Source organism: Marinomonas algae (assembly GCF_047525555.1).
In the GTDB taxonomy this organism is placed as follows: domain Bacteria; phylum Pseudomonadota; class Gammaproteobacteria; order Pseudomonadales; family Marinomonadaceae; genus Marinomonas.
The window spans coordinates 36,253-57,842 of sequence record NZ_JBLIXK010000001.1; the positions used below are offsets into that span (position 1 = coordinate 36,253).

Annotated in this window: 18 protein-coding genes; 11 read left to right on the plus strand and 7 right to left on the minus strand. The window is 42.4% G+C overall.

Going from position 1 to position 21,590, the window contains the following annotated elements; translation table 11 throughout:
- Positions 1-1,035: retention module-containing protein (locus ACMUMQ_RS00160; protein WP_414680037.1), on the minus strand; the 1,035-nt coding region annotated here is incomplete at its 3' end.
- A 388-nt stretch (positions 1,036-1,423) separates the two neighbouring features.
- On the opposite strand from ACMUMQ_RS00160, the gene ACMUMQ_RS00165 reads away from it, so the two are divergent.
- The 5 genes from ACMUMQ_RS00165 (at position 1,424) to arsJ (ending at position 6,729) form a co-directional block, all read left to right on the plus strand.
- Positions 1,424-2,914, plus strand: a complete 1,491-nt coding sequence (locus ACMUMQ_RS00165) for a SulP family inorganic anion transporter (protein ID WP_414680038.1) — start codon at positions 1,424-1,426, stop codon at positions 2,912-2,914.
- A gap of 65 nt (positions 2,915-2,979) precedes the next feature.
- Positions 2,980-3,831 carry a universal stress protein gene (locus tag ACMUMQ_RS00170; RefSeq protein ID WP_414680039.1) on the plus strand — a complete coding sequence of 284 codons (852 nt, stop codon included), beginning with the start codon at positions 2,980-2,982 and terminating at the stop codon, positions 3,829-3,831.
- Positions 3,832-4,034: 203 nt separating this feature from the next.
- On the plus strand, positions 4,035-4,379 hold the full coding sequence (locus ACMUMQ_RS00175; protein ID WP_414680040.1) for a metalloregulator ArsR/SmtB family transcription factor: 345 nt from the start codon (positions 4,035-4,037) through the stop codon (positions 4,377-4,379).
- 48 nt (positions 4,380-4,427) lie between these two features.
- A complete protein-coding gene (locus ACMUMQ_RS00180) occupies positions 4,428-5,435 on the plus strand; it encodes an ArsJ-associated glyceraldehyde-3-phosphate dehydrogenase (protein WP_414680041.1) in 1,008 nt (335 codons plus the stop codon).
- A gap of 70 nt (positions 5,436-5,505) precedes the next feature.
- A complete protein-coding gene (arsJ, locus tag ACMUMQ_RS00185; RefSeq protein ID WP_414680042.1) occupies positions 5,506-6,729 on the plus strand; it encodes an organoarsenical effux MFS transporter ArsJ in 1,224 nt (407 codons plus the stop codon).
- A gap of 111 nt (positions 6,730-6,840) precedes the next feature.
- Here the strand turns inward: arsJ and ACMUMQ_RS00190 are convergent, their stop codons facing one another.
- On the minus strand, positions 6,841-7,920 hold the full coding sequence (locus tag ACMUMQ_RS00190) for a calcium-binding protein (protein ID WP_414680043.1): 1,080 nt from the start codon (positions 7,918-7,920) through the stop codon (positions 6,841-6,843).
- A 149-nt stretch (positions 7,921-8,069) separates the two neighbouring features.
- Here ACMUMQ_RS00190 and ACMUMQ_RS00195 point away from each other — a divergent pair, with 149 nt between their 5' ends.
- From ACMUMQ_RS00195 to ACMUMQ_RS00210, 4 genes are all read left to right on the plus strand, one after another.
- The gene (locus tag ACMUMQ_RS00195) at positions 8,070-8,894 is read left to right on the plus strand and encodes an AraC family transcriptional regulator (RefSeq protein WP_414680044.1); all 825 of its coding nucleotides are present in this window, start codon (positions 8,070-8,072) and stop codon (positions 8,892-8,894) included.
- 248 nt (positions 8,895-9,142) lie between these two features.
- Positions 9,143-10,117, plus strand: coding sequence for a TRAP transporter substrate-binding protein (locus ACMUMQ_RS00200; RefSeq protein WP_414680045.1), 975 nt, complete (start codon positions 9,143-9,145; stop codon positions 10,115-10,117).
- Between the two features lie 87 nt (positions 10,118-10,204).
- Positions 10,205-10,729 carry a TRAP transporter small permease gene (locus tag ACMUMQ_RS00205; RefSeq protein ID WP_414680046.1) on the plus strand — a complete coding sequence of 175 codons (525 nt, stop codon included), beginning with the start codon at positions 10,205-10,207 and terminating at the stop codon, positions 10,727-10,729.
- A 1-nt stretch (position 10,730) separates the two neighbouring features.
- Positions 10,731-12,017: a TRAP transporter large permease gene (locus ACMUMQ_RS00210; RefSeq protein ID WP_414680047.1), complete on the plus strand. Its 1,287-nt coding sequence runs from the start codon at positions 10,731-10,733 to the stop codon at positions 12,015-12,017.
- A gap of 107 nt (positions 12,018-12,124) precedes the next feature.
- On the opposite strand, the gene ACMUMQ_RS00215 is transcribed toward ACMUMQ_RS00210, so the two are convergent.
- Positions 12,125-13,168 (minus strand): threonine aldolase family protein, encoded by a 1,044-nt coding sequence (locus tag ACMUMQ_RS00215; protein ID WP_414680048.1) that lies wholly within the window; start codon positions 13,166-13,168, stop codon positions 12,125-12,127.
- Positions 13,169-13,252: 84 nt separating this feature from the next.
- Positions 13,253-14,413 (minus strand): GNAT family N-acetyltransferase/peptidase C39 family protein, encoded by a 1,161-nt coding sequence (locus tag ACMUMQ_RS00220; protein WP_414680049.1) that lies wholly within the window; start codon positions 14,411-14,413, stop codon positions 13,253-13,255.
- 292 nt (positions 14,414-14,705) lie between these two features.
- On the opposite strand from ACMUMQ_RS00220, the gene ACMUMQ_RS00225 reads away from it, so the two are divergent.
- Complete coding sequence (locus ACMUMQ_RS00225) at positions 14,706-16,181, plus strand: RimK family ATP-grasp domain-containing protein (RefSeq protein ID WP_414680050.1); 1,476 nt, start codon at positions 14,706-14,708, stop codon at positions 16,179-16,181.
- Between the two features lie 70 nt (positions 16,182-16,251).
- Here ACMUMQ_RS00225 and uxuA read toward each other — a convergent pair whose 3' ends face one another.
- The 3 genes from uxuA to uxaC are packed head-to-tail and all read right to left on the minus strand — an operon-like array spanning position 16,252 to position 20,376.
- On the minus strand, positions 16,252-17,439 hold the full coding sequence (uxuA, locus tag ACMUMQ_RS00230; protein WP_414680051.1) for a mannonate dehydratase: 1,188 nt from the start codon (positions 17,437-17,439) through the stop codon (positions 16,252-16,254).
- Position 17,440: 1 nt separating this feature from the next.
- A complete protein-coding gene (locus ACMUMQ_RS00235) occupies positions 17,441-18,910 on the minus strand; it encodes a mannitol dehydrogenase family protein (RefSeq protein WP_414680052.1) in 1,470 nt (489 codons plus the stop codon).
- 59 nt (positions 18,911-18,969) lie between these two features.
- Entirely contained in the window at positions 18,970-20,376 is a 1,407-nt protein-coding gene (uxaC, locus tag ACMUMQ_RS00240) for a glucuronate isomerase (protein WP_414680053.1), read from the minus strand.
- 182 nt (positions 20,377-20,558) lie between these two features.
- Here uxaC and ACMUMQ_RS00245 point away from each other — a divergent pair, with 182 nt between their 5' ends.
- Positions 20,559-21,332, plus strand: coding sequence for an FCD domain-containing protein (locus ACMUMQ_RS00245; protein WP_414680054.1), 774 nt, complete (start codon positions 20,559-20,561; stop codon positions 21,330-21,332).
- Positions 21,333-21,590: the final 258 nt, after the last annotated feature.

Genomic DNA, 21,590 nt, shown 5'->3' on the forward strand with positions numbered 1-21,590 from the left:
GCTCACCACAACGTCTTCATCCGCCACCTGGTCGATGCTCACGGTGAAGCCTGCTTCGTCACCTTCGGTCACGCTCGCCGCATCCGCCTCGATGCTCACCACTGGCGCGCTTTCGTTATCTGTGATGCTCACGTCCGCGCTGCCTGCTGTCTCAGACACGGTCGCATCCGCTCCGCTCACGCTGTCGATGCTAACTGTGAAGGTTTCTGCGCCTTCGTAGATGCCGTCATCTAGGGTCGTGATGTCTAGGTCTGCTGACGTTGAGCCCGCTGGGATCGTCACGCTCGCAACACCTGTGAAGTCGTCACCGTTCTCCGCAACACCGCTGTAGGTGAAGCTCACCACAACGTCTTCATCCGCCACCTGGTCGATGCTCACGGTGAAGCCTGCTTCGTCACCTTCGGTCACGCTCGCCGCATCCGCCTCGATGCTCACCACTGGCGCGCTTTCGTTATCTGTATCAGTATCAGTATCAGTATCAGTATCAGTATCAGTATCAGTATCAGTATCAGTATCAGTATCAGTATCAGTATCAGTATCGGTATCATCAAATGAAGCAACTACACTTGCACTTTCAACACCGTCGGTATCATAACCATAAGCAGGTAACGAATCGATATTGCCATTTCGTTCTACAGAAACATCAACACGATTTTGTTCTTCTACTTCTTCACCTGCAGCAGGAGCCTCTTGTACTAGAGTCGGGTCATCACCCGCTAAGATCGCAGCCTGTAGGGCTTCAGCCTCAGCCGTAGCATCTTCAACTAATTCCTCACTAGTACCCGGGTTATATACTTCTTCGTTAATTTCAACGATTGAATCGCCGCCGATAACAACTTCTGTACCATCAACAAAAGCAATCGTAACGCTGGAGTTTGTCCCAGTAATAATAGTTTCAGCGAAGTAAATTTGGTCACCAATCTGGAGCTCTCGTGTTTGACCATCAATAGATTGAACAGTGACTGACCCACTTAATTTAGTCACGATACCAACAGGGTCGCCTAATGTTGCAAATGTATTTTGATTGTCGCTCATGGTGAATCTCCTAGACTCTTGATAAGACGTAATAAATTTTTAATTAATTGCAGAATAGTTGAATCAAATACAAGTCGCTATTGTACCTTGGTACAGTAATACCTCTAATTTGTTTCAGTTCGTAAACCCGATAATTCAAAAACCATTGTCGTTGCTATCAATATCCCAAATCTTTATAATCGCCGCGTTTTCAATGCTCCTCAAACTCAGGGTTTTTCAATATTTTGCTAATAAATCAATTAGCGCTCTACCCTTTGTTCTGCCTGCTTTGTACAGTGATACCTTTATCCTTGTATGTCGTGTAGCTGGCACCGCATTAACTTCAATACTAATTCAAAGCTTCTCTCGACAAAGAAGTTACATACTTTTACAAAATAGAAGGTAATAAATGATCGACTCAATAAAACGAGATTGGTTCTCGAACATAAAAGGCGATTCCCTCGCTGGTACTGTTGTTGCTCTTGCCCTCATACCAGAAGCAATCGCCTTTTCTATTATTGCGGGCGTGGACCCAAAAGTTGGCTTATATGCATCATTTTGTATTGCTGTCATCATCTCTTTTGTTGGCGGCCGTCCTGGAATGATTTCCGCAGCCACAGGTGCAATGGCACTATTGATGGTGACATTGGTAAAAGAACATGGTTTAGAGTATTTGCTTGCGGCTAGTTTATTAACTGGGGTCATCCAGATATTTGCAGGATACTTAAAGTTAGGCTCTTTAATGCGGTTTGTCTCTCGGTCTGTCGTAACAGGCTTTGTAAATGCCTTAGCCATTCTTATATTCATGGCCCAGCTTCCTGAGTTAACCGACGTTACTTGGCATGTTTACGCAATGACGGCTGCCGGTCTTGGCATCATTTACCTTTTCCCTTTACTGCCTGTAATCGGTAAAGCGCTTCCTTCTCCATTAGTGTGTATTGTTGTTTTAACAGCATTCGCTATGGCTTATGGCTTAGATATCCGAACTGTATCGGATATGGGGGAACTTCCTGATACTCTGCCTATTTTCCTATGGCCAGATGTTCCATTAACACTGGAAACATTGATGATTATCCTGCCTTATTCTATCGGCCTTGCGATTGTTGGCTTACTGGAATCCATGATGACAGCCACGATAGTGGATGAATTCACTGACACAACAAGTGACAAAAACCGCGAATGCAAAGGCCAAGGTATTGCAAACATTGGTTCTAGTTTGTTCGGCGGAATGGCAGGTTGTGCCATGATTGGTCAATCTGTCATTAACGTAAAATCCGGTGGTCGCGGACGATTATCAACCTTCATCGCCGGCTTCTTGTTGTTGATCATGGTGGTGTTCCTTGACGAACTTATTGGTCAAATCCCAATGGCGGCACTTGTTGCAGTCATGATCATGGTATCGATTGGTACTTTTTCTTGGGAATCCATTATTAACCTGAAGAAACACCCACTGTCGACTAATATAGTTATGTTGGCTACTGTTTCTATTGTTGTCGCCACACACAACCTTGCACTGGGCGTTTTTGTTGGCGTGCTGTTAGCTTCTCTGTTTTTTGCCAATAAAATTGGCCGCTTCATGGTGGTTAAAAGCGACAAAAATGAAAATACGAATCACCGTACTTATAAAGTGGTCGGACAAGTCTTTTTTGCGTCGTCAGATCAATTTAATGGCTCTTTTGATTTTAAAGAAGCGATTGAAAAGGTTACGATCGATTTATCCGATGCACACTTCTGGGATATTACATCCGTATCTGCTCTCGATAAGGTTGTGATCAAATTCCGCCGCGAAGGTGCCGAGGTGGAAGTCGTAGGATTAAATGAAGCCAGCGCAACAGTCGTTGATAAATTTGGTGTTCATAACAATCCAGAAGAAGTAGAAAAAGTGATGGGCGGTCACTAAAAAACTAACCGCTGAAAATCACACTCTCCTTCTTCTTTTGCAATCATGAGATAAGGAGTACAGCAATGACAAATATAATAGCTTGTATCGATGGTTCTGCTTTATCAGAAAACATCACAACAGCCTCTGTGTGGGCTGCAAAACAAATGGCTTGCCCACTGACATTGTTGCACTCCTTAGAGAAGGAATCTCCCAGAACTGATGAAGACCTATCTGGTACGATAGGTTTTGGGAGCCGAGAGCATCTCTTGGACGAACTTATTACATTAGATGCTCAACGGGCGAAACTTGCTCTTGAACACGGCAAACTCATTCTAGAAAACGCCAAGGCATTCGCCTTAAAAGCTGGCGCAAAACAAATAGAGTTACTACAACGTCACGGCGACCTCGTCGAAACACTTTCCGATCTGGAAGAAGAAACTCGTCTTATTGTGCTCGGCCGCCTTGGTGCGAATCATGCCATGGACGCTCATACTATCGGCTCACACATAGAGCGAGTCGCTCGCACCTCTCACAAACCTATTCTGATTAGTGTAGGCAAATTCGAAGCGCCTAAAAACTTTATGATTGCCTATGATGGCCGAGAAGCCGCAGACAACGCCATTGCTAGAATTGCGCAAAGCCCTCTTTTATTAGGCTTACCTTGTCACTTAGTCATGGCAGGAGATGACACAAAAGAAAGGCGCGCAAAACTAGAAGAAGCTCAGAACATTCTTGAAGAAGAAGGTTTCCAAGTAACCTCAAGCATTCAGCCAGGAAAAATCTATCCTGTTCTTACCCAATACCGCAATGAGCACAACATCGAATTAATGGTGATGGGAGCTTATGCTCACTCCAAAGTAAGGCAGTTTTTTGTTGGTAGTAATACAAGCAAAATGATCATAGAAAGCAATATTCCACTATTAATTCTGCGCTAATTTCTATTTTTCATAAAACTGTTATCAAGTGATGCTATCAAAAGGTGACCATTGAATGAGTCACCTTTTTCGTTCTGGTTACACGGCAAGCAATTATGACAATTACATTAAATATCGATCAAATATAAATATATGGTTTTACATATATACAAAAATCCATATACTCTCTTCCTAAGAACACACGAAAGAGAAAAGCAATCGAGATGGACCCAAGTTTATTTTTTAAAGCATTAGCTGACGACACAAGACTCCGATGTCTTTTATTAATTACACAATCAACTGAATTGTGTGTCTGTGAACTTATGGAAGCACTCAATGAAACACAACCAAAGATTTCTCGTCATCTTGCTCAGTTGCGTAAGAGCGGGTTATTAAGCGACAGACGCCAAGGGCAATGGGTGTTCTATAAGTTACATCCAGATCTTCCAGAATGGGCTCCAAAAATTTTGCAAACAACACTAAACAGTCAAACAGAATGGCTAAAAACGAACATAGAGCAGCTTAAAAACATGGGAAACCGCCCAGAACGTTTAAACGAATGCTGTTAATGAACTGCAACCTAACCTTTCAACACTCAACACAATCAGGATTAAAAAATGACCATTAAAGTAGGAATCAACGGATTTGGCCGCATGGGCCGACTTTCTTTTCGCGCCGCTTTTGATTGGGACGATGTCGAGTTTGTCCAAATCAACGACCTTGCAGGTAACGCTGCAACATTGGCTCACCTTGTTAATTTCGACTCCGTTCATGGCCGTTGGCACCACAATGCCACCAGCGAAGGCGATAGCATTCTAATCAATGGTAAAGAAATCAAATGCACAAGCAATCGAGATATTGCTGCAACAGATTGGTCAGAATGTGATGTTGTTATTGAAGCAACAGGTGTCATGAAGACAAAGGCACTGTTACAAGCCTACCTTGACCAAGGCGTAAAACGCGTTGTTGTTACCGCTCCTGTGAAAGAAGATGGCGTTTTGAACGTCGTAATGGGCGTCAACGACAAAGACTACGACCCACAGCAACACCCAATCGTGACAGCAGCGTCTTGTACAACTAACTGCCTAGCACCTGTGGTTAAAGTTCTGCATGAATCCATCGGCATCAAACACGGTTCCATGACCACAATTCATGACATTACAAACACACAAACTATCATCGATGCGCCACATAAAGATCTACGTCGTGCACGTGCTTGTGGTAGTAGTTTAATTCCAACGACAACGGGTTCTGCAACCGCTATCACACACATTTTCCCAGAACTTAAAGGCAAGCTGAATGGACACGCTGTTCGCATTCCATTAACCAACGCCTCTCTGACAGACTGTGTTTTTGAAATGGATCGCACCACAACAGAAGCTGAAATCAACAAACTGCTTCAAGACGCCAGCGAAGGCGAGTTAAAAGACATTCTTGGTTATGAAGAACGTCCGTTGGTTTCTATTGATTACAAAACCGACCCTCGCTCTAGCATTATCGATGCACCAAGCACCATGGTTATCAATGGCACACAAGTAAAACTGTATGTGTGGTATGACAATGAGTGGGGCTATGCAAATCGTACTGCTGAGTTAATGCGAAAAGTAGGACGCTTGGACAAGTAAGCCATCTAAAAAAACATTTAAACGGCCGAAAGGCCGTTTTATCCTATGACCAAAAGCTGAAGACGAAACTATGCTTTCACAACTTTCTCAAAGTGTTCGCCAGTACCTTATCGTAACTGGTAACTATTGGTGCTTTACCCTAACCGATGGCGCATTGCGCATGCTGGTTGTTTTGTATTTTTATGGGTTAGGCTATGGCGCATTAGAAATCGCCCTACTCTTTGTTTTTTATGAAGCCTTTGGTGTCGTGACCAATTTATTAGGCGGATGGCTTGGCGCTAAATGGGGATTAAACCGCACCATGAACATAGGCCTTGGCATGCAAATTCTCGCTCTTTCTATGCTCTTGGTGCCTGATTCATGGCTAACAGTTATTTGGGTTATGGCAGCTCAGGCTTTATCTGGCATCGCCAAAGACTTAAATAAGATGAGTGCTAAAAGTTCCATTAAAGTATTGGTACCAAAAGGTGAAAGTGGCCAACTTTATCAATGGGTTGCGGTATTAACCGGTTCCAAAAACGCTTTAAAAGGCATTGGTTTTTTTATCGGTGGATTACTACTAACCACAGTAGGTTTCCATCAAGCTATTCTTATCATGACGCTGGCCCTTGGTTTAATCTGGGCATTCAGTATCTGGCAATTAAAAGAAGACCTTGGTAAATCGACAAGCAAGCCTAAGTTTTCTGAAATTTTCTCTAAAAGCAAAGAAATCAATATTCTCTCTGCAGCACGCATGTTCCTTTTTGGCGCAAGAGACGTCTGGTTTGTGGTCGCGCTACCGGTTTACTTAAGCAGCCAGTTTGGCTGGGATCATTGGACTGTCGGCGGTTTTCTTGCTCTTTGGGTTATTGGTTACGGAATCGTTCAGAGTCTCGCACCTCACATAACAGGAAAACGCAGCAAGCAAGTCCCTGGCGCCAAAGTGGTTACTTTATGGGCACTGGCATTGACGATTTTACCGGCAGGTATTGCGATTGGTTTGCAGTCGTCATTCTACCCACAAGCCATATTACTAGGCGGGCTGATTGTGTTCGGTGCTGTTTTTGCTGTAAATTCCTCGCTCCACAGCTACTTGATTGTTCAGTTCGCCAGTAAAGATGGCGTATCAATGGATGTTGGCTTTTATTATATGGCCAATGCCATGGGACGTTTAATTGGAACATTATTTTCCGGGTGGATTTACCAAGAATACGGTCTAATCAGCTGTTTATGGGTGTCATGCGCTTTCCTACTTTTCGCCAGCCTCATTTCACTTTTACTGCCGAAGCGAAATCAAGAGCAAGCCAGTCTTTAATTTGTAGAGTTAAAGATCATAAGACACAAAAAAACCGAACTGAATTTTCATATCCAGTTCGGTTTTTCTGTATTTATCATCTGTCACTTCCAGAGATGACATAAGCATGAACTAGCCATCAATGTTAATGCTGTATTCTTGGTCATTAAAAATCACTTTAATGGCATCAACAGAAGTCACAGCACTGCTATTATCTGAATCAAAGTTTGAATCTGCTCCAAAGGAAGCAACAGCAGCGCCATTGACCTCCACACTCTGGTCTTGAATTTTCACATTGGCAGATAGAAATTCAGCGATCGCATCCGTATCGGCACCGCTACCAGGATTATCAGACAAACCAGAAAGTAATGCGGTTAAATCTAGTCGATCATCTTTTGCATTAAAGTCTGTAATCACATCGAGTGAATGGCTTTGAGAAAGCACAAAAGTATCTTCTCCCGCACCGCCAGTTAATGTATCAATGCTGTCATCATCAGCACCAAGCGTTCCACCCACTAGAATGTCATTTCCTTCTGCTCCCATGAGCGTATCAGCGCCATTTCCACCAATCAGAACATCATCGCCACCATTACCGTTAATAGTGTCTTGAGAGTTTCCACTTGCGCCTCTCAAATCATCATCCGATGCTGCTCCTTCAATAGAGCTATCAGCCACAGATCCAGTTTGAGCATCATCAATCTCAGCAATTCTGGCATTGATCGATACCGTGTCACTCAAATACATAACACCTGTGTCTTCGTCAGTATCCTTTGTAATCACCTCAGCTTCTGAAGGCGCAACAACACCACTAGAGTCAGCAACGTTAACAACCACGCTTAATGCGCCATTCGATAACCCAGAGACATCAATTGAGTTTTCAAAATACACCCAACTCCCATCGTCATCACTCGTAACACCTGTGGAAACCGTAAGCGTTTCACCTTCGCTGTCCGTAATCACAATAGAAGAAACAGAGTGAGCCGTTTGAATCCAGCCTGCAACCAGCAGGTTTTCCGCTTCACCTTCCGTAATTACACCATCGTAATTGGTATCCGCAAGAAAAACATAAGCATCAGCGTACGTCGTTTCTTCAATAAAATAGACTTCTGTCGTTTGAGTTGAGAAAGGGTTTCCTGCGTCATCTTCTCCTGAAACGATCACCGTAATATTCGGATTCGTTTGAGTTGTATTCGCAAGATCAGAACCTAACACATTGACGGTATAGAGGTATTTACCGTTAGAGTCTTGAACATCAGAAACATTGTACCTTGGTACAGACAGTCGTGATGATTTGTAATAACTGTTACATTAGGTTAATAGAGTAAATGTTTATTTAGAGTCTAAAAGCAGAGAATGACAACATGACGATAAAGGATACTTTTCATTATCAGCATCTTGATGCGTTACCAGGGTTCACCATTGGTGAAGCAACTTCTGCTCAATTCTCATTTCAGCCGCACTTTCATTTGGATTATCACATCGGCTTGGTTACCCAAGGCACTTTGCACCAAACATGGGAAGGTCAAAAGCATCATCTCAAACTTGGTGATATTTGTATTATGCCACCGGATGTCGTGCACAACGGGAATGAACAAGGTGAAGAGACATATCACTTAACCACTTTCCGGATTTCACCCGATCGATTAAATACCTTCTTTTTTGATAGCCAATACCATGACGTTCATCAGCAATTAGCCCCTAACGTGATTCATCATCCAGAGCTAGTCAGTAATTTACTGCAATTAAAAGCCTCTTTGCAGTCTGAACAAGCCGCTTTACAAAAAGACAGTCTTTTAATAAGCAGTTTAGCGGAGCTTTTATATTTAGCGGATAAAAAGTCTGAACTAAAAGAAGACTATCTGATTGGAAAACAAGCATTTATAAAAATTAGAGACTATTGCGAATCCAATTTACACAACAAAATCACCTTAAATGAATTGGCCAACTTAACGGATCTCACCCGTTTTCAATTCATTCGACGCTTCCAAAAACAAATCGGCCTTGCACCACATGCTTGGTTGATGCGCCTCAGACTCGAAAGAGCCTGTATTGGCCTTGCTCATTCAAAAGCGATGATCGCAGACATTGCCACAGCCAATGGCTTTTATGACCAGAGCCACTTTAATCGCATGTTCAAAATGGCTTATCAAATTTCCCCTTCTCAGTATCGACTTCATACAGCTTAAACCAAAACAGCTAATTTAGGTTTTTTAAAAATCTCTTAACCGTTTTTAAAAAATACATTTAATAAATCGCTACATTACATATTAATACATACCAATCATTCTTTAATTTTCAATGATTTAAATTCCAAATGGAGAAAATAATACAATAGCACTATTGTCATTCTTATTAAGATGCGTTAGAAATTAAAGCTCATAATAAAAAACGCTTTTTTAAAAGCACACAAAAAATAAAAAAGAGGATAAAAACAATGAAAAAAACTCTTATCGCATCTGCTGCACTTGCTGCTGGCCTTGCCTTCTCTGGTTCCGCACTTTCCGCATGGACTGGCTGGAATATCCATACTCAAAACTACCCTATCAGTGACGCTCTTGACTCTTTCATTGAAAATGTTGAAGAAGCGACCGATGGTCGTGTCTCTGGAAACCTTTACCATGGTGGTGTTTTAGGCAGCCAAGGTGATGCGATCCAAATGATGCAAATCGGCTCTATTCATTTTGCTGGTTTTAGTTTAGGGCCAATGGGTACCGAAATTCCTGAAACCAATATCGTATCCCTACCTTTCATCTTTAAAGATGTCGATCACATGTATCGTGTAATGGATGGCCCTTTTGGTAAACGCCTAAGTAATGATATGGCACCTTCAGGCATCATGGCGATCGGTTGGTATGATGCAGGTTCACGTTCTTTCTACAACAATACTAAGCCTATCTCAAAGCCTAGTGACGTAAACGGAATGAAGTTCCGTGTAATGAACAACGAACTGTATGTAGACATGGTTGCTGAACTTGGCGGTAACGCAACGCCTATGGCCTACAGTGAAGTGTACCAATCACTAAAAACGGGTGTCGTAGATGGTGCTGAAAACAATCCACCATCATTCGAATCTTCCAACCACTATGAAGTGGCTAAATACTACTCTATGTCAAACCACCTTATTATTCCTGAATGCCTTTGCGTAAGTACAAAAGCTTGGAATAGTCTGTCTGAAGAAGACAAAGTAATTGTGCAACGTGAAGCAGATAAAAGTGTTGCTATGCAGCGTGAACTTTGGGCCAAACGAGTTAAAGCAAGTCGTGAGCTTGCTGAGAAAGCTGGCGTGAAGTTCAACGAAGTAGACGACCCTAAAGCATTTTCTGACTTAATGGGGCCTGTGTATGAAAAAGCCATCAAAGCAACGCCTATCTTAGCGTCGTACATTGAAGACATTAAAAAAGTCGATTAGGTGATAACAAGCGGGAACATGATTTGATCTGTTCCCGCTTTTAATCTGTTTTCCGTTTTTTTGAGTTCCCGCTTTTTGAGGCTCATTATGAATAAAATCAATATCCTTCAGGTATACGACACATTACTTGTTTATGTTAAACGACTCGTCAACTTGATTTCCGGTCTTGGCATGCTCGTTTTAGTTTTTACTTTCGCTTGGCTAGTTTATGGACGCTATGTTCTAAATGACACGCCTACATGGGTTGAGCAACTTTCTTTATTACTTGTCATCACTATTGGGTTTTTAACCGCTTCTGTTGGTATTCATGAAAGAACACATTTAAGTGTCGATATTTTCACTCAATTTTTACCTGTGTCCGGACAAATATTTATTGGGCTTCTAGCCGATATTATTATGGGAATCTTTGGATTTCTCATGGCATCTAGCGCAATTGATTTAGCTCAGTTTTCTGCAGCAAAAAGAATTCCTCTTCTAGATATTAGTGCCGCTTTTCGATACTACCCAGTGATTATATCGGGGGCGTTAATATTTATTTTTTCACTTGATCGAGTTGTCAGAACCTTGAATCAATTAATACGTCCTACAACCATTAACCAGGAGAATAAATAAAATGGGCTTAGCTATTTTACTTGGTGTTTTTGCTCTTGTTATGGTTATGGGCGTTCCTGTGGCCTTTGCTTTGGCTATCGCAGCTATTTCTGCTTTTATGTTTGAAGGTCTACCACTTATGGTAGGTTTCCAACGCATAGTCGCTGGTATGTCTACATTTGCCTTACTTGCTGTTCCTTTTTTCATTTTTGCTGGTGAGTTGATGCTACACGGCGGCATCGCAGCTAGGTTAATTCGTTTTGCAGCAGCGTCTGTTGGCTGGATGCGTGGCGGCCTTGCGCAAGTAAACATCTTCTCTAGTATGCTTTTCGGTGGTATTTCAGGTTCCGCCGTCGCAGATATTTCAGCATTAGGCTCTTTGCTTATTCCTGTCATGAAGGAAAAAGGTTATGACGACGATTTCGCCGTAAACGTAACAGTCACCTCCTCTATTGCCGGTATTGTAATTCCTCCTAGCCATAACATGATTTTATATGTTGTTGCTGCCGGTGGCGGTATATCCATCTCAAGTCTATTTATGGCAGGTATCGTTCCTGGCATATTAATGTGTGTCTTACTTGCCTGTGTCGCTCGCTGGATTGCTATCAAGAAAAAATTCCCAACGGAACCTTTTGTTGGCTTAAAAATATTAGCTCTCTCCTTCCTTGCGTCAGTACCTGGTTTGATTACTGCCATTATCGTTGTGGGCGGCACCTTGTCTGGCATTTTCACTGTTACAGAATCTGGTGCTATTGGTGCCGTCTATGCAATGTTGGTATCTTTTCTTGTATATCGAACAATGGACTTCAAAGGGTTTGTGTTGGCCGTTACAGGATCCATCAGAACTACAGGCATGGTGATGATCCTCATCGGTAGTGCTTCTGCTTTTGGCTACATGTTGGCGTTTTATCAAGTGCCTGCTGTTATGTCAGCTTTCATCACGTCGATCTCTGATAATCCAATCATGATTCTAATCATGCTCAATCTTTTGCTTTTATGCTTAGGAATGATCATGGATATGGCGGCACTTATTCTTATCTGTACACCAATATTCCTGCCTATTGCAGCGGGCTTTGGTATGGATCCTGTCCACTTTGGCATTATGATGATGATGAACTTGGGGCTAGGACTTTGTACTCCTCCAGTAGGTGCCTGCTTATTTGTCGGCTGCGTTGTCGGTAAGGTAACGATTCAAAAAGCCGTTAAAACCATCTGGCCATTCTATATCGCCATGTTAGCTGCATTGATTTTAGTGACTTTCATTCCATCAATTTCAATGACACTACCAAATCTATTGCTTGAGAAATAAACCTCTAAATAAAGCGATTGAAAACCAAAAGAGCCAGTGAATATCCAATATTCACTGGCTCTTTTATTTAGATGAAGCTAATTTTTAAGCACTTAGCTTAAACGAGGTTAAACGCCCTGTTCTGCAAAACGCTTCGCACTCTCGACAAAAGCTTCTACGCCTTCTTTTGGCGTACGAAAAGACGTCACTAGACGAACAACGCCTTCGGCCCAACGCCCTGTGTAAAAAGCATAACCTTCAGCTAATAAGTGCTCAATCATAGGTGTTGGCATAGTGCAAAAGAGCATGTTTGCTTGAGCTGGCGTATTAATTTTCACACCTGGAATATCTTTCAAACCATCCTGTAAAAGCGACATCATAGCGTTCGCATGCTCAGCATTGATTCGCCACAGCTCGTCCGTCAAATAAGCAATCATTTGTGACGCTAATAAACGCATCTTAGAATGCAAATGTCCGCCACGTTTGCGAAGGTGCCCCAAGTCTTTCGCCAAAGACTTTTTGAATACCACAATGGCTTCCGCTGTCATGGCACCATTTTTCGTTGCCCCAAAAGACAAAATATCCACGCCCGCTTTCCAAGTCATCTCAGCAGGCGTACAACCTAAAGCAACCAAAGCATTGGCAAAACGCGCTCCATCCATATGAACAGGCAAGCCTGTTTCTTTTGCAATCGCTGTAATGGCTTTCAATTCTTCTAAAGTGTAAACACTACCGACTTCTGTCACTTGCGACACGCTCACAGAGGAAGGCTGACAAGAATGTACATCGCCTTTTTTTTGGTGAGCTAGCGCTTTTAATTTAACAGGATCGATTTTCGCGTCTTTACCGCCAATCCCAACCAAACGGGCGCCACCTGTATAAAATTCAGGAGCTGAGCATTCATCATTCAAAATATGGCTTTCTGAGTGACAAAGCACACTTCCCCACGGTGGTGTCATCACACTTAAACTTAATACATTTGCCGCTGTTCCTGTGGAAACCAAAAAGACATCCACATCACATTCAAAAAGCTCAGTAAACATGCGCGTCACTTGTGCTGTGTAATCATCATTTCCATAAGGCATTGTATCGCCCTGATTCGCAGCCATTATCGCTGCCATGACAGAATCTGACGCACCCGCGATGTTGTCACTGGTAAAAGCCACTTTCATCTAACATCCTCCATTTATTGATTTTCCTTATTGTGTCAGGACTGAAAGCGCTCCGCTTGTATTTTTGTGCAATAAGAAAGAACTTTAAAAACTCAACACAACAGTCGCTTGCAAACGGCTCTGACCAAAGCGAGACATTTTCTCAAACTCATTACGAGCAATGGGGACAAATTGGCAATCCAATGGGTTTTGTGTATCGTCTTTGGCTTCATAGTCTGGGTCATGCACCAGAATACAATGTTCGTCGTAGCCTGACATGACAACCCAATGAGGGGCTTTTTTTCCATCCATTCGATAAGTACTGATCAAGATGATTGGTAAAGCGCCAGATTCAAAAGCACGAATTAATTGTTCTAATGGCATAACAGAATAGTGCACTGCTAACTTTGCTGTGGCACATTGCTCGCTAAAGCTTTCATGTACTCGCGTTATCACTTCTTTTTTCAATTCATCTCGCACCCCAGCGACAAATAAAGGCGCTTGTTCGCTTAGCCATATTTCAGCGGTTAAACCTCGTTTCTGTGCTGCTAGAGCTAAGCCCATTGGATGACAACCACCATGACCGGATGTCATGAAGATGGTGGTTGCTTCTCGCCAAATTTCTAATTCGTCGTTTGGTGTGGCTTGATAGTCAGGGCTTAAAGCAGACAACACCATTTGCAGTGAAGCCGGGCCACAGGTAAATGGGGTGCCTTGCGCTAACCATGGTAAAGGGCGAGATGTTTGTTCGCTGCTTAGATAACGCAATGTTTTTTGCATGCGAATGGCGTCTGTTTGGTCTTCGTAGTAGGCGTCGTAATGGCCAAACTCACGATATCCCATGGCTTGATATAAGGCGATGGCACTTTTGTTCACGTCACTGACTTCTAAACGCAGTAAGTTTTTACCTTTTTTAATGGCTTTGTGCTCGCAGGCTTGTATTAACTGTTTTCCAATTCCTAATCCACGAGCCTTTGGCGACACTGCAAGGGAATATAAGCGTGCCAACCTTGTTCCTTGTCGAAGATGCAACAGCGCATAACCTAGTAAATTCTGTTCGTTTCCAACGGCGACTAATAAAGACGAGCCTGTGCTGCTGATTGCTCGGCGAAAGCTTCGTCGGTTTAAGCGGTCACCAGAAAATGCGCTTTCTTCGAGTGCGAGTAAGGCTTTTAAATCGTCCATTGTCGCGGGACGAATATCGATATTTAAAGAAGCTAAATCTGATGCAGGATCAGTAGTTGTTATGGAGCGGTTTGAAGACATTAGGTCGCCTCAGGAAAGGGCAAAAAGTTACCAAAGTCGATCCTTTAACTCTTGCGATAGATTAAACAGAACGACGAAAATTTCGCGCATTCTAGGACGAAAAGTTTTAAAAAGATAGCTTAATAATTAATCAAAAAATATTTATTTTTTACGATAAAAAACGATTGTTAAATGATCAAAACAGGCGCATTATCCGCTCAAATTAAAGGCGTATAAACAACGCTGAAACGCCCTTCAGAAAGGCATTACAAGCAAACTCAATAGAGTCTATTTAGAAGGAAATACAAAGCCAATGTCACAGACGTACATTGTTGTTGATCAGGCCAAAGATTGGTCTGCGTTTTTACCCAGTGATCGAGTCATCACTTTTACGCAATATTTGAACTTGGCAACCAAAAGCCAAGGACGAACGCGCATCATCAACCTTTGTAAAAGCAGTAAATATTTGTCTGACGGATATTACTGTTCTCTGTTGGCAGAAAGCCGTGGTCATCACGTTATGCCTTCTGTTCGTGTCTTAAATGACATCAGTAAAAAAGCCCTGTATGAGATGCAAGTCGCACAATTACTGCCTGCGCTTGCCCAAAAACTGGGTACGCCAGAAGCGCCAACGGAATTGAGCTTTCATTGTGTGTTTGGCAAAAGCACGCAACCAGAAATGAAAGAATTCGCTCGAAAGATGTTCGAAGCCTTTGCTTGCCCTGTATTAGAAGTGAAATTAAAGTTTCGTAAAACCTGGCAAGTGAGTGATTTGCAGGTCACTTCGCACAAGAACTTAAATGACGAAGAAGAAACCTTGTTTGCAGAATCCTTGGAAGCCTTTAGTACCAAGGTATGGAATAAGAGTCGTGCTTTGCGGACTGCGAAGTTTGACTTGGCTATGTTGGTCAACCCAGAAGAAGCCATGCCGCCAAGTGATGCTCAGGCTCTGAAGAAGTTTGTGCAAGCAGGCAAGCAACTGGGCATTCAGGTCGACATGATTGGCCCGAAAGACATCATGCGCTTGTCAGAATACGATGGTTTATTCATTCGTGAAACAACAAACATTGATCATCATACTTATCGTTTTGCGAAAAAAGCTGAAGCCGCTGGTTTGGTTGTCATGGACGATCCGCAATCCATTATGCGTTGCACCAATAAAGTCTATTTGGCCGATTTGTTTAACACCCACAAAGTGCCATGCCCAAAAACACGTATTGTGCATAAAGGGGAAAAAGACGTAGAAGAGGCGTTGGAGGCGGTTATCAACTACCCAATGGTAGTGAAAATCCCGGACGGCGCATTTTCAAAAGGTGTGATAAAAGCGGAAAACCGTGAAGCATTGACGGAAAGCTTGAATACTTTATTCAAAAAGTCGTCTTTATTATTGGTGCAAGAATATTTGTACACTGAATTTGACTGGCGTATTGGCGTGTTAAACAACAAGCCTATCTTTGCTTGTCGTTATTATATGGTGAAAAACCATTGGCAGATTTATCAACACAGCGGAACCAAAAGCCAAAGTGGTGGTTTTGATACCTTGCCAACGTTTGAAGTACCAAGACGGGTGTTACAAGCTGCTATTGCCGCCACCAAACCCATTGGCGACGGTTTATATGGTGTAGATGTAAAAGAAATTAATGGCCGTGGTTACGTCATTGAAGTGAATGATAACCCAAGTATTGACCGTGGCGTGGAAGACAAATATCTGGGTGATGAACTTTATATGCACATCATGTCGGAATTCTTACGCCGTATGCAGTTAAAGCGCAGCAATACGCCTAGCTAACTCATACAAAAATGCCTTCTGTCCCAACGAGACAGAAGGCATTTTTTATTCACCCTATTCTAAAGCATTTTTATTTAGATGCTTTAAGCATGCTTTTTAAGCCCATTTCTAAACCACGAACTTCAGCAAGCCCTTTCATTCTTCCTAATGTCGAATAGCCAGGTTTTGCGTCTTTCGCCAAGTCATTCAGGATTTGATGACCATGATCCGGTCTCATTGGAATCAGGTGAAAAGCATCGCTACCTTCACGCTTTTGCTCTTCTTTAATTAAGGCACTCACTACACCAACCATGTCTACATCACCGCCAAGGTGAGAGGCTTCATGGAAGCTACCAGCCACTTCTTCTCGCTTTGTAGATCTCAAATGAGTGAAAAAGATATTTGATCCAAAGCGCTCAATCATGTCGACCAAGTCATTATCTGCACGCACACCGTAAGAACCTGTACACAAGGTAATGCCGTTTGAAGCGCTTGGTACTGCGTCCAACAACCATTGCACATCGTCTTTGACTGATACAACGCGCGGCAAGCCTAGAATAGGACGCGGCGGATCATCTGGGTGAATCGCTAGCTTCAATCCACCCTGCTCTGCAACAGGCACAATCGCTTCCAAAAAGAATTTGAGGCTCTGACGAAGTCCGTCTCGGTCGATATGGTCGTATTCCGCTAATTTGTCACGGAATTGCTCTAGCGTGTAGCTTTCCTCCGCACCGGGTAAGCCTGCAATGATGTTGGCAACTAAGCGATTTTTATCTTCCTCTTTTAAGTTTTCAAGGAAGGTTTTTGCTTCGGCTTTTTCTGCATCACTGTATTCCAGCTCTGCGCCTTTGCGTTCTAAAATATAGAGTTCAAACGCCGCAAATGCAGTTTGATCAAATCGAAGTGCGCGGGAACCATCCGGCAATTCATAGGCCAAATCGGTACGCGTCCAATCCAAAACAGGCATAAAGTTGTAACACACAGTGTCTATGCCACAGGCGGATAAATTCGCAAGTGTTTGCTTGTAGTTCTCTATGTATTCAAGATACTTCCCTGTGCGCTTTTTAATGTCTTCATGTACAGGGACGCTCTCCACCACAGACCAACGCAAGCCATGACTTTCGATCATAGTTTTACGCGCTTGTATGGCTTCAATAGGCCAAACATCGCCATTAGGAATTTCATGTAACGCAGTAACAACGCCTGTTGCACCACATTGACGAATGTCTATTAAGGTTGTGTCATCATTTGGTCCGAACCAACGCCAAGTATGTTCCATTCTATTCTCCGAAACGTGTTGTATCAGGTTGATCGAACTGCAAGCAGTCAACCACACCCTTTGTTGTCAATGTTAAATAAGATTTCAAAACGGATTGAAAGAAGCCTTCGTCTTGTCTGAGGCTTTCTGGGAAAACGCTTTCTGATGTCAGCATCTCTCGAATAAGGCTTTCTGGATCTGAGTTACGAGCATGAATCTCGCTAAATGTTTGCGACATTGGGTCATCAACAATGTGTGTTTGGCCTGTTACAGATTCTCCACGAACATAAAAAAGCCAAGCGGCAACCCCTAATGCAATCGCTGGTATTTCTTGATTTAAAGCCAATCTATTTTCAGCTACCGGCAACCAGCGCTGAGGAATTTTTTGTGATCCATCCATACCGATCTGCGCCAACTTGTGCTGCAAGCTGTCGTTTGAAAAACGTCGAATGAGATTCTCTATGTAAGCTTGAACATCAACGCTTTCTGGCATATCCAAAGTAGGTGCAGCCTCTAGAGTCATATAGTGACGAATCAAGGCAACCAATTTTGGGTCTGCTGCGGCGTCTGCAACTGTGTTTAGTTTTGCTGCGGAGCCAACATAGGCCAGCAAAGAATGACTGCCATTTAACAAACGCAGCTTCATGGTTTCAAATGGGTGAACATCTTTTACCATTTGAACACCATCCAATTCCCAATCTGGTCGACCTAATGGAAAGTTATCTTCCACAACCCATTGGCTAAAGGCTTCACACATCACTGCATTTGGATCATTACAATCTAATTCAGCTTGTAATCGCGCTCGTGATTCATCTGTCATGGCGGGCACAATTCTATCCACCATAGAGCAAGGAAACGCCACGCTTTCTTTAATCCATTTGGCAAATTCTTCAGATCGAAGTGACGCTAATTCGCACACGGCTTGACGTGTTATTTCGCCGTTATTTGGCATATTGTCACAAGACAAAATAGTAAACGGCGCTAAGCCTAATGCTTTACGACGAAATAAGGCTTCCACCAAAATACCTGGTGCTGTTTTCGGTGTGGTTGGCGATTGCATATCATGCTGAATGCTTGGGTCATCGCGACGTAGTTTTTTATCTGATGGCGTGACGTAATAGCCTTTTTCAGTGACCGTTAGAGTCACTATTTTGGTATGAGGCGATAGCAGCTTTTCAAATAAAGCCTCTTTGTCTTCCCCCGCAAATAAAGCGTCTCTGATGGCGTTAATTTCTCTCAATTCAGCGTGCTGATTGTCTGTATACTCTGCGATATGGTAGCGGCAGCTTTGTGCTTTTAATTGGTCAACCAACTGTCTATTGGAGCGAATATTAACAGCACATATCCCCCAATCACCACCAAGGTTACGGTTTAGGTTTTTTTCGACATAAACCGCTTGATGTGCACGATGAAAAGCACCCAAGCCAATATGTACGATGCCAATAGCAATATCTTCTGGCGCATATAACGTGTTTATTGTTTTTATATTCATAATAATCCTTGATGACGCGTTGTATTCAGCAATTACTTAAATAAAGGGAATAATCAGCCCTATAGGTTGAAATATTTTTTAGCATTGCCTGCGCAAATATTTGTCACCATGTTTCCTAATAACGCTAGGTCCGCAGGCGCTTCACCTCGCTCTACCCAACCACCGATCATTTCACACAGCAATCTGCGAAAATACTCATGGCGCGTATAGGACAAAAAGCTACGAGAGTCCGTTAGCATGCCAACAAATTGACTGAGCAATCCCATTTGCGCCACACTGGTAAGCTGCCTTTGCATGCCATCCAATTGATCATTGAACCACCAGCCAGAACCAAACTGCACCTTACCTGCAACACCACCCCCTTGGAAGTTACCCGCCATGGTTGCTAACATTTCGTTATGCATCGGGTTTAAGCAATACAAGATGGTTTTAGGCAGCTCATCCGTTGCGTCAAGTGCATTTAAAAAACCAGATAAAGGCTCAGCAAAAGCACGGTCATCCATTGAATCGAACCCTGAATCACCACCTAACAACTTAAACATTCGTGAGGCATTATTGCGACGTGCACCAATATGCAGTTGCATCACCCAACCTTTTTTGGCGTATTGTTTGCCCAACCACACTTGAACTGCACTCGAAAATTGTGCAATTTCAAGCTCGGTTAATGGTTGTTCATTCATCCGTTTGGATAAAATAGCGTCCAGATCCATTTCCTTTGGCTCATTGGCATAACGCATGATTTCAATGCCATGATCAGCGCTGCGGCAACCATGAGCGTCAAACACCTCAAGGCGTTTCGCCAAAGCATCAATCAAATCACTAAAGCGCAAAATGTTTATATTTGCCGCTTGACCAAGCTTGCTCAGGTAATCAGTGAAACCAATATGATCCACCTTAAAGGCACGATCCGGTCGCCAGCTTGGTGTGACTTCAATATCAAACGTCTCGTCATTGGCGATAAATTTATGATGTGCTAAATCATCCGCAGGATCGTCCGTGGTACCCACCATTTTTACATTCATTTGTTGCATAATACCGCGCGCTGAAAACGCCGGCTGTTTCAGTATTTCATTACATTGATCCCAAATCTCAGGAGCAGTATCGGGCGAAAAAATCACATCAGACAATCCAAAAGGACGACGTAATTCCAAATGCGTCCAGTGATAAATCGGGTTACCAATACATTGTGGAACCGTGTGTGACCAAGCCTGATACTTGTCTTTAAAACTTGCATCGCCTGTGATCAAGCGCTCTTCTACACCAGCAGCACGCATTGCTCGCCATTTGTAGTGATCGCCTTCTAACCAAATTTCACCAAGATCATTAAAGCAGCGATTTTCAGCAATTTCTTGAGGATTCAGATGGCAATGGTAGTCGTAAATCGGCTGCTCAACGGCATACTCATGGTACAAGCGCCTAGCGGTTTCCGTTGTAAGTAAAAAATCTTCTGTCATAAAACTTTTCACACTGCCACCTTCATTAAATTCAACATGCCAATCGAACAAACAACTTAAAATGTGAGCAACATATTGAACCAAAGATTTTTTATGGTCAACCAAATAAAAAATTGGTTGACCAGTTTTTGTTATGCCTTTAGATTAACACTCATACCAAATGCTCAGATGAGCCAATAAGCAGATTTAGATTAATGATAGAGACATTTACTAAGCCAAAACGTCTATACCAAGAAATTGGATTGAAACTATACGAAGAACTAAGCGACAGCCGTTTTAGTGTTGGCGACAGGCTGCCTCCTGAACGAGATATTGCAGAAAGCTTAGGTGTAAGTCGCGCAGTCGTGCGAGAAGCTTTAATCATGCTAGAACTAATGGGGCTTGTTGAAGTTAAAAAAGGCAGTGGTATCTATTTAATCAAACAACCAACAGAAAATTTGCCAGAAAAAGAGTTTGAATCTTCTGTAGATAAAGATGATGTTGGGCCTTTTGAAATGATGCAAGCAAGGCAGCTACTTGAGAGCCATGTGGCTGAATTTGCAGCAACACAAGCAACCAAGAAAGACATTATAAAAATGCGTGACGCATTAGAGCTAGAAAAACAAAGTATCGAAGTACCAGATAATAATCATGATGCCGATAAGCTTTTCCACCTCGCGATTGCCGAAGCGACTCAAAACAGTGTGTTGGTCGATTTGGTGGAAAGCCTCTGGGAGAGACGTGAAAAAAGCCCAATGTGGAAACAATTACACCGCCACATAATAGACCAAACATACAGAAAACAATGGCTTGTGGATCACGAAGATATTTTATTAGCCATTCAACAAAAGAAACCTGAAGCGGCACGCAATGCCATGTGGCGACATTTAGAAAATGTAAAAGATACCTTATTACTATTATCTGAGCACCAATCACCAAATTTTGATGGTTATTTATTTAGCTCTAATCCTGTTCAGATAAAAATGTAAAAGAATTATATTTAGTTTCAAATAGTCGATCATACTGTTTGAAAATTATAATTAACAAAAATGAAAGAATTTTCAGTATGTTAATTATTTTCAAGTAAATAGATAACCATTAAAAACATATAAAATAAGAGGAAAATATATTAGACAAACATATAAAGTCATACATAAACAGTATGATTCGTTTTCAATATAGTAAATTTGAGTGTTTAAGTGCTATTGCATGACAATTGTTACTTTAAAACACAATCATAATAATAA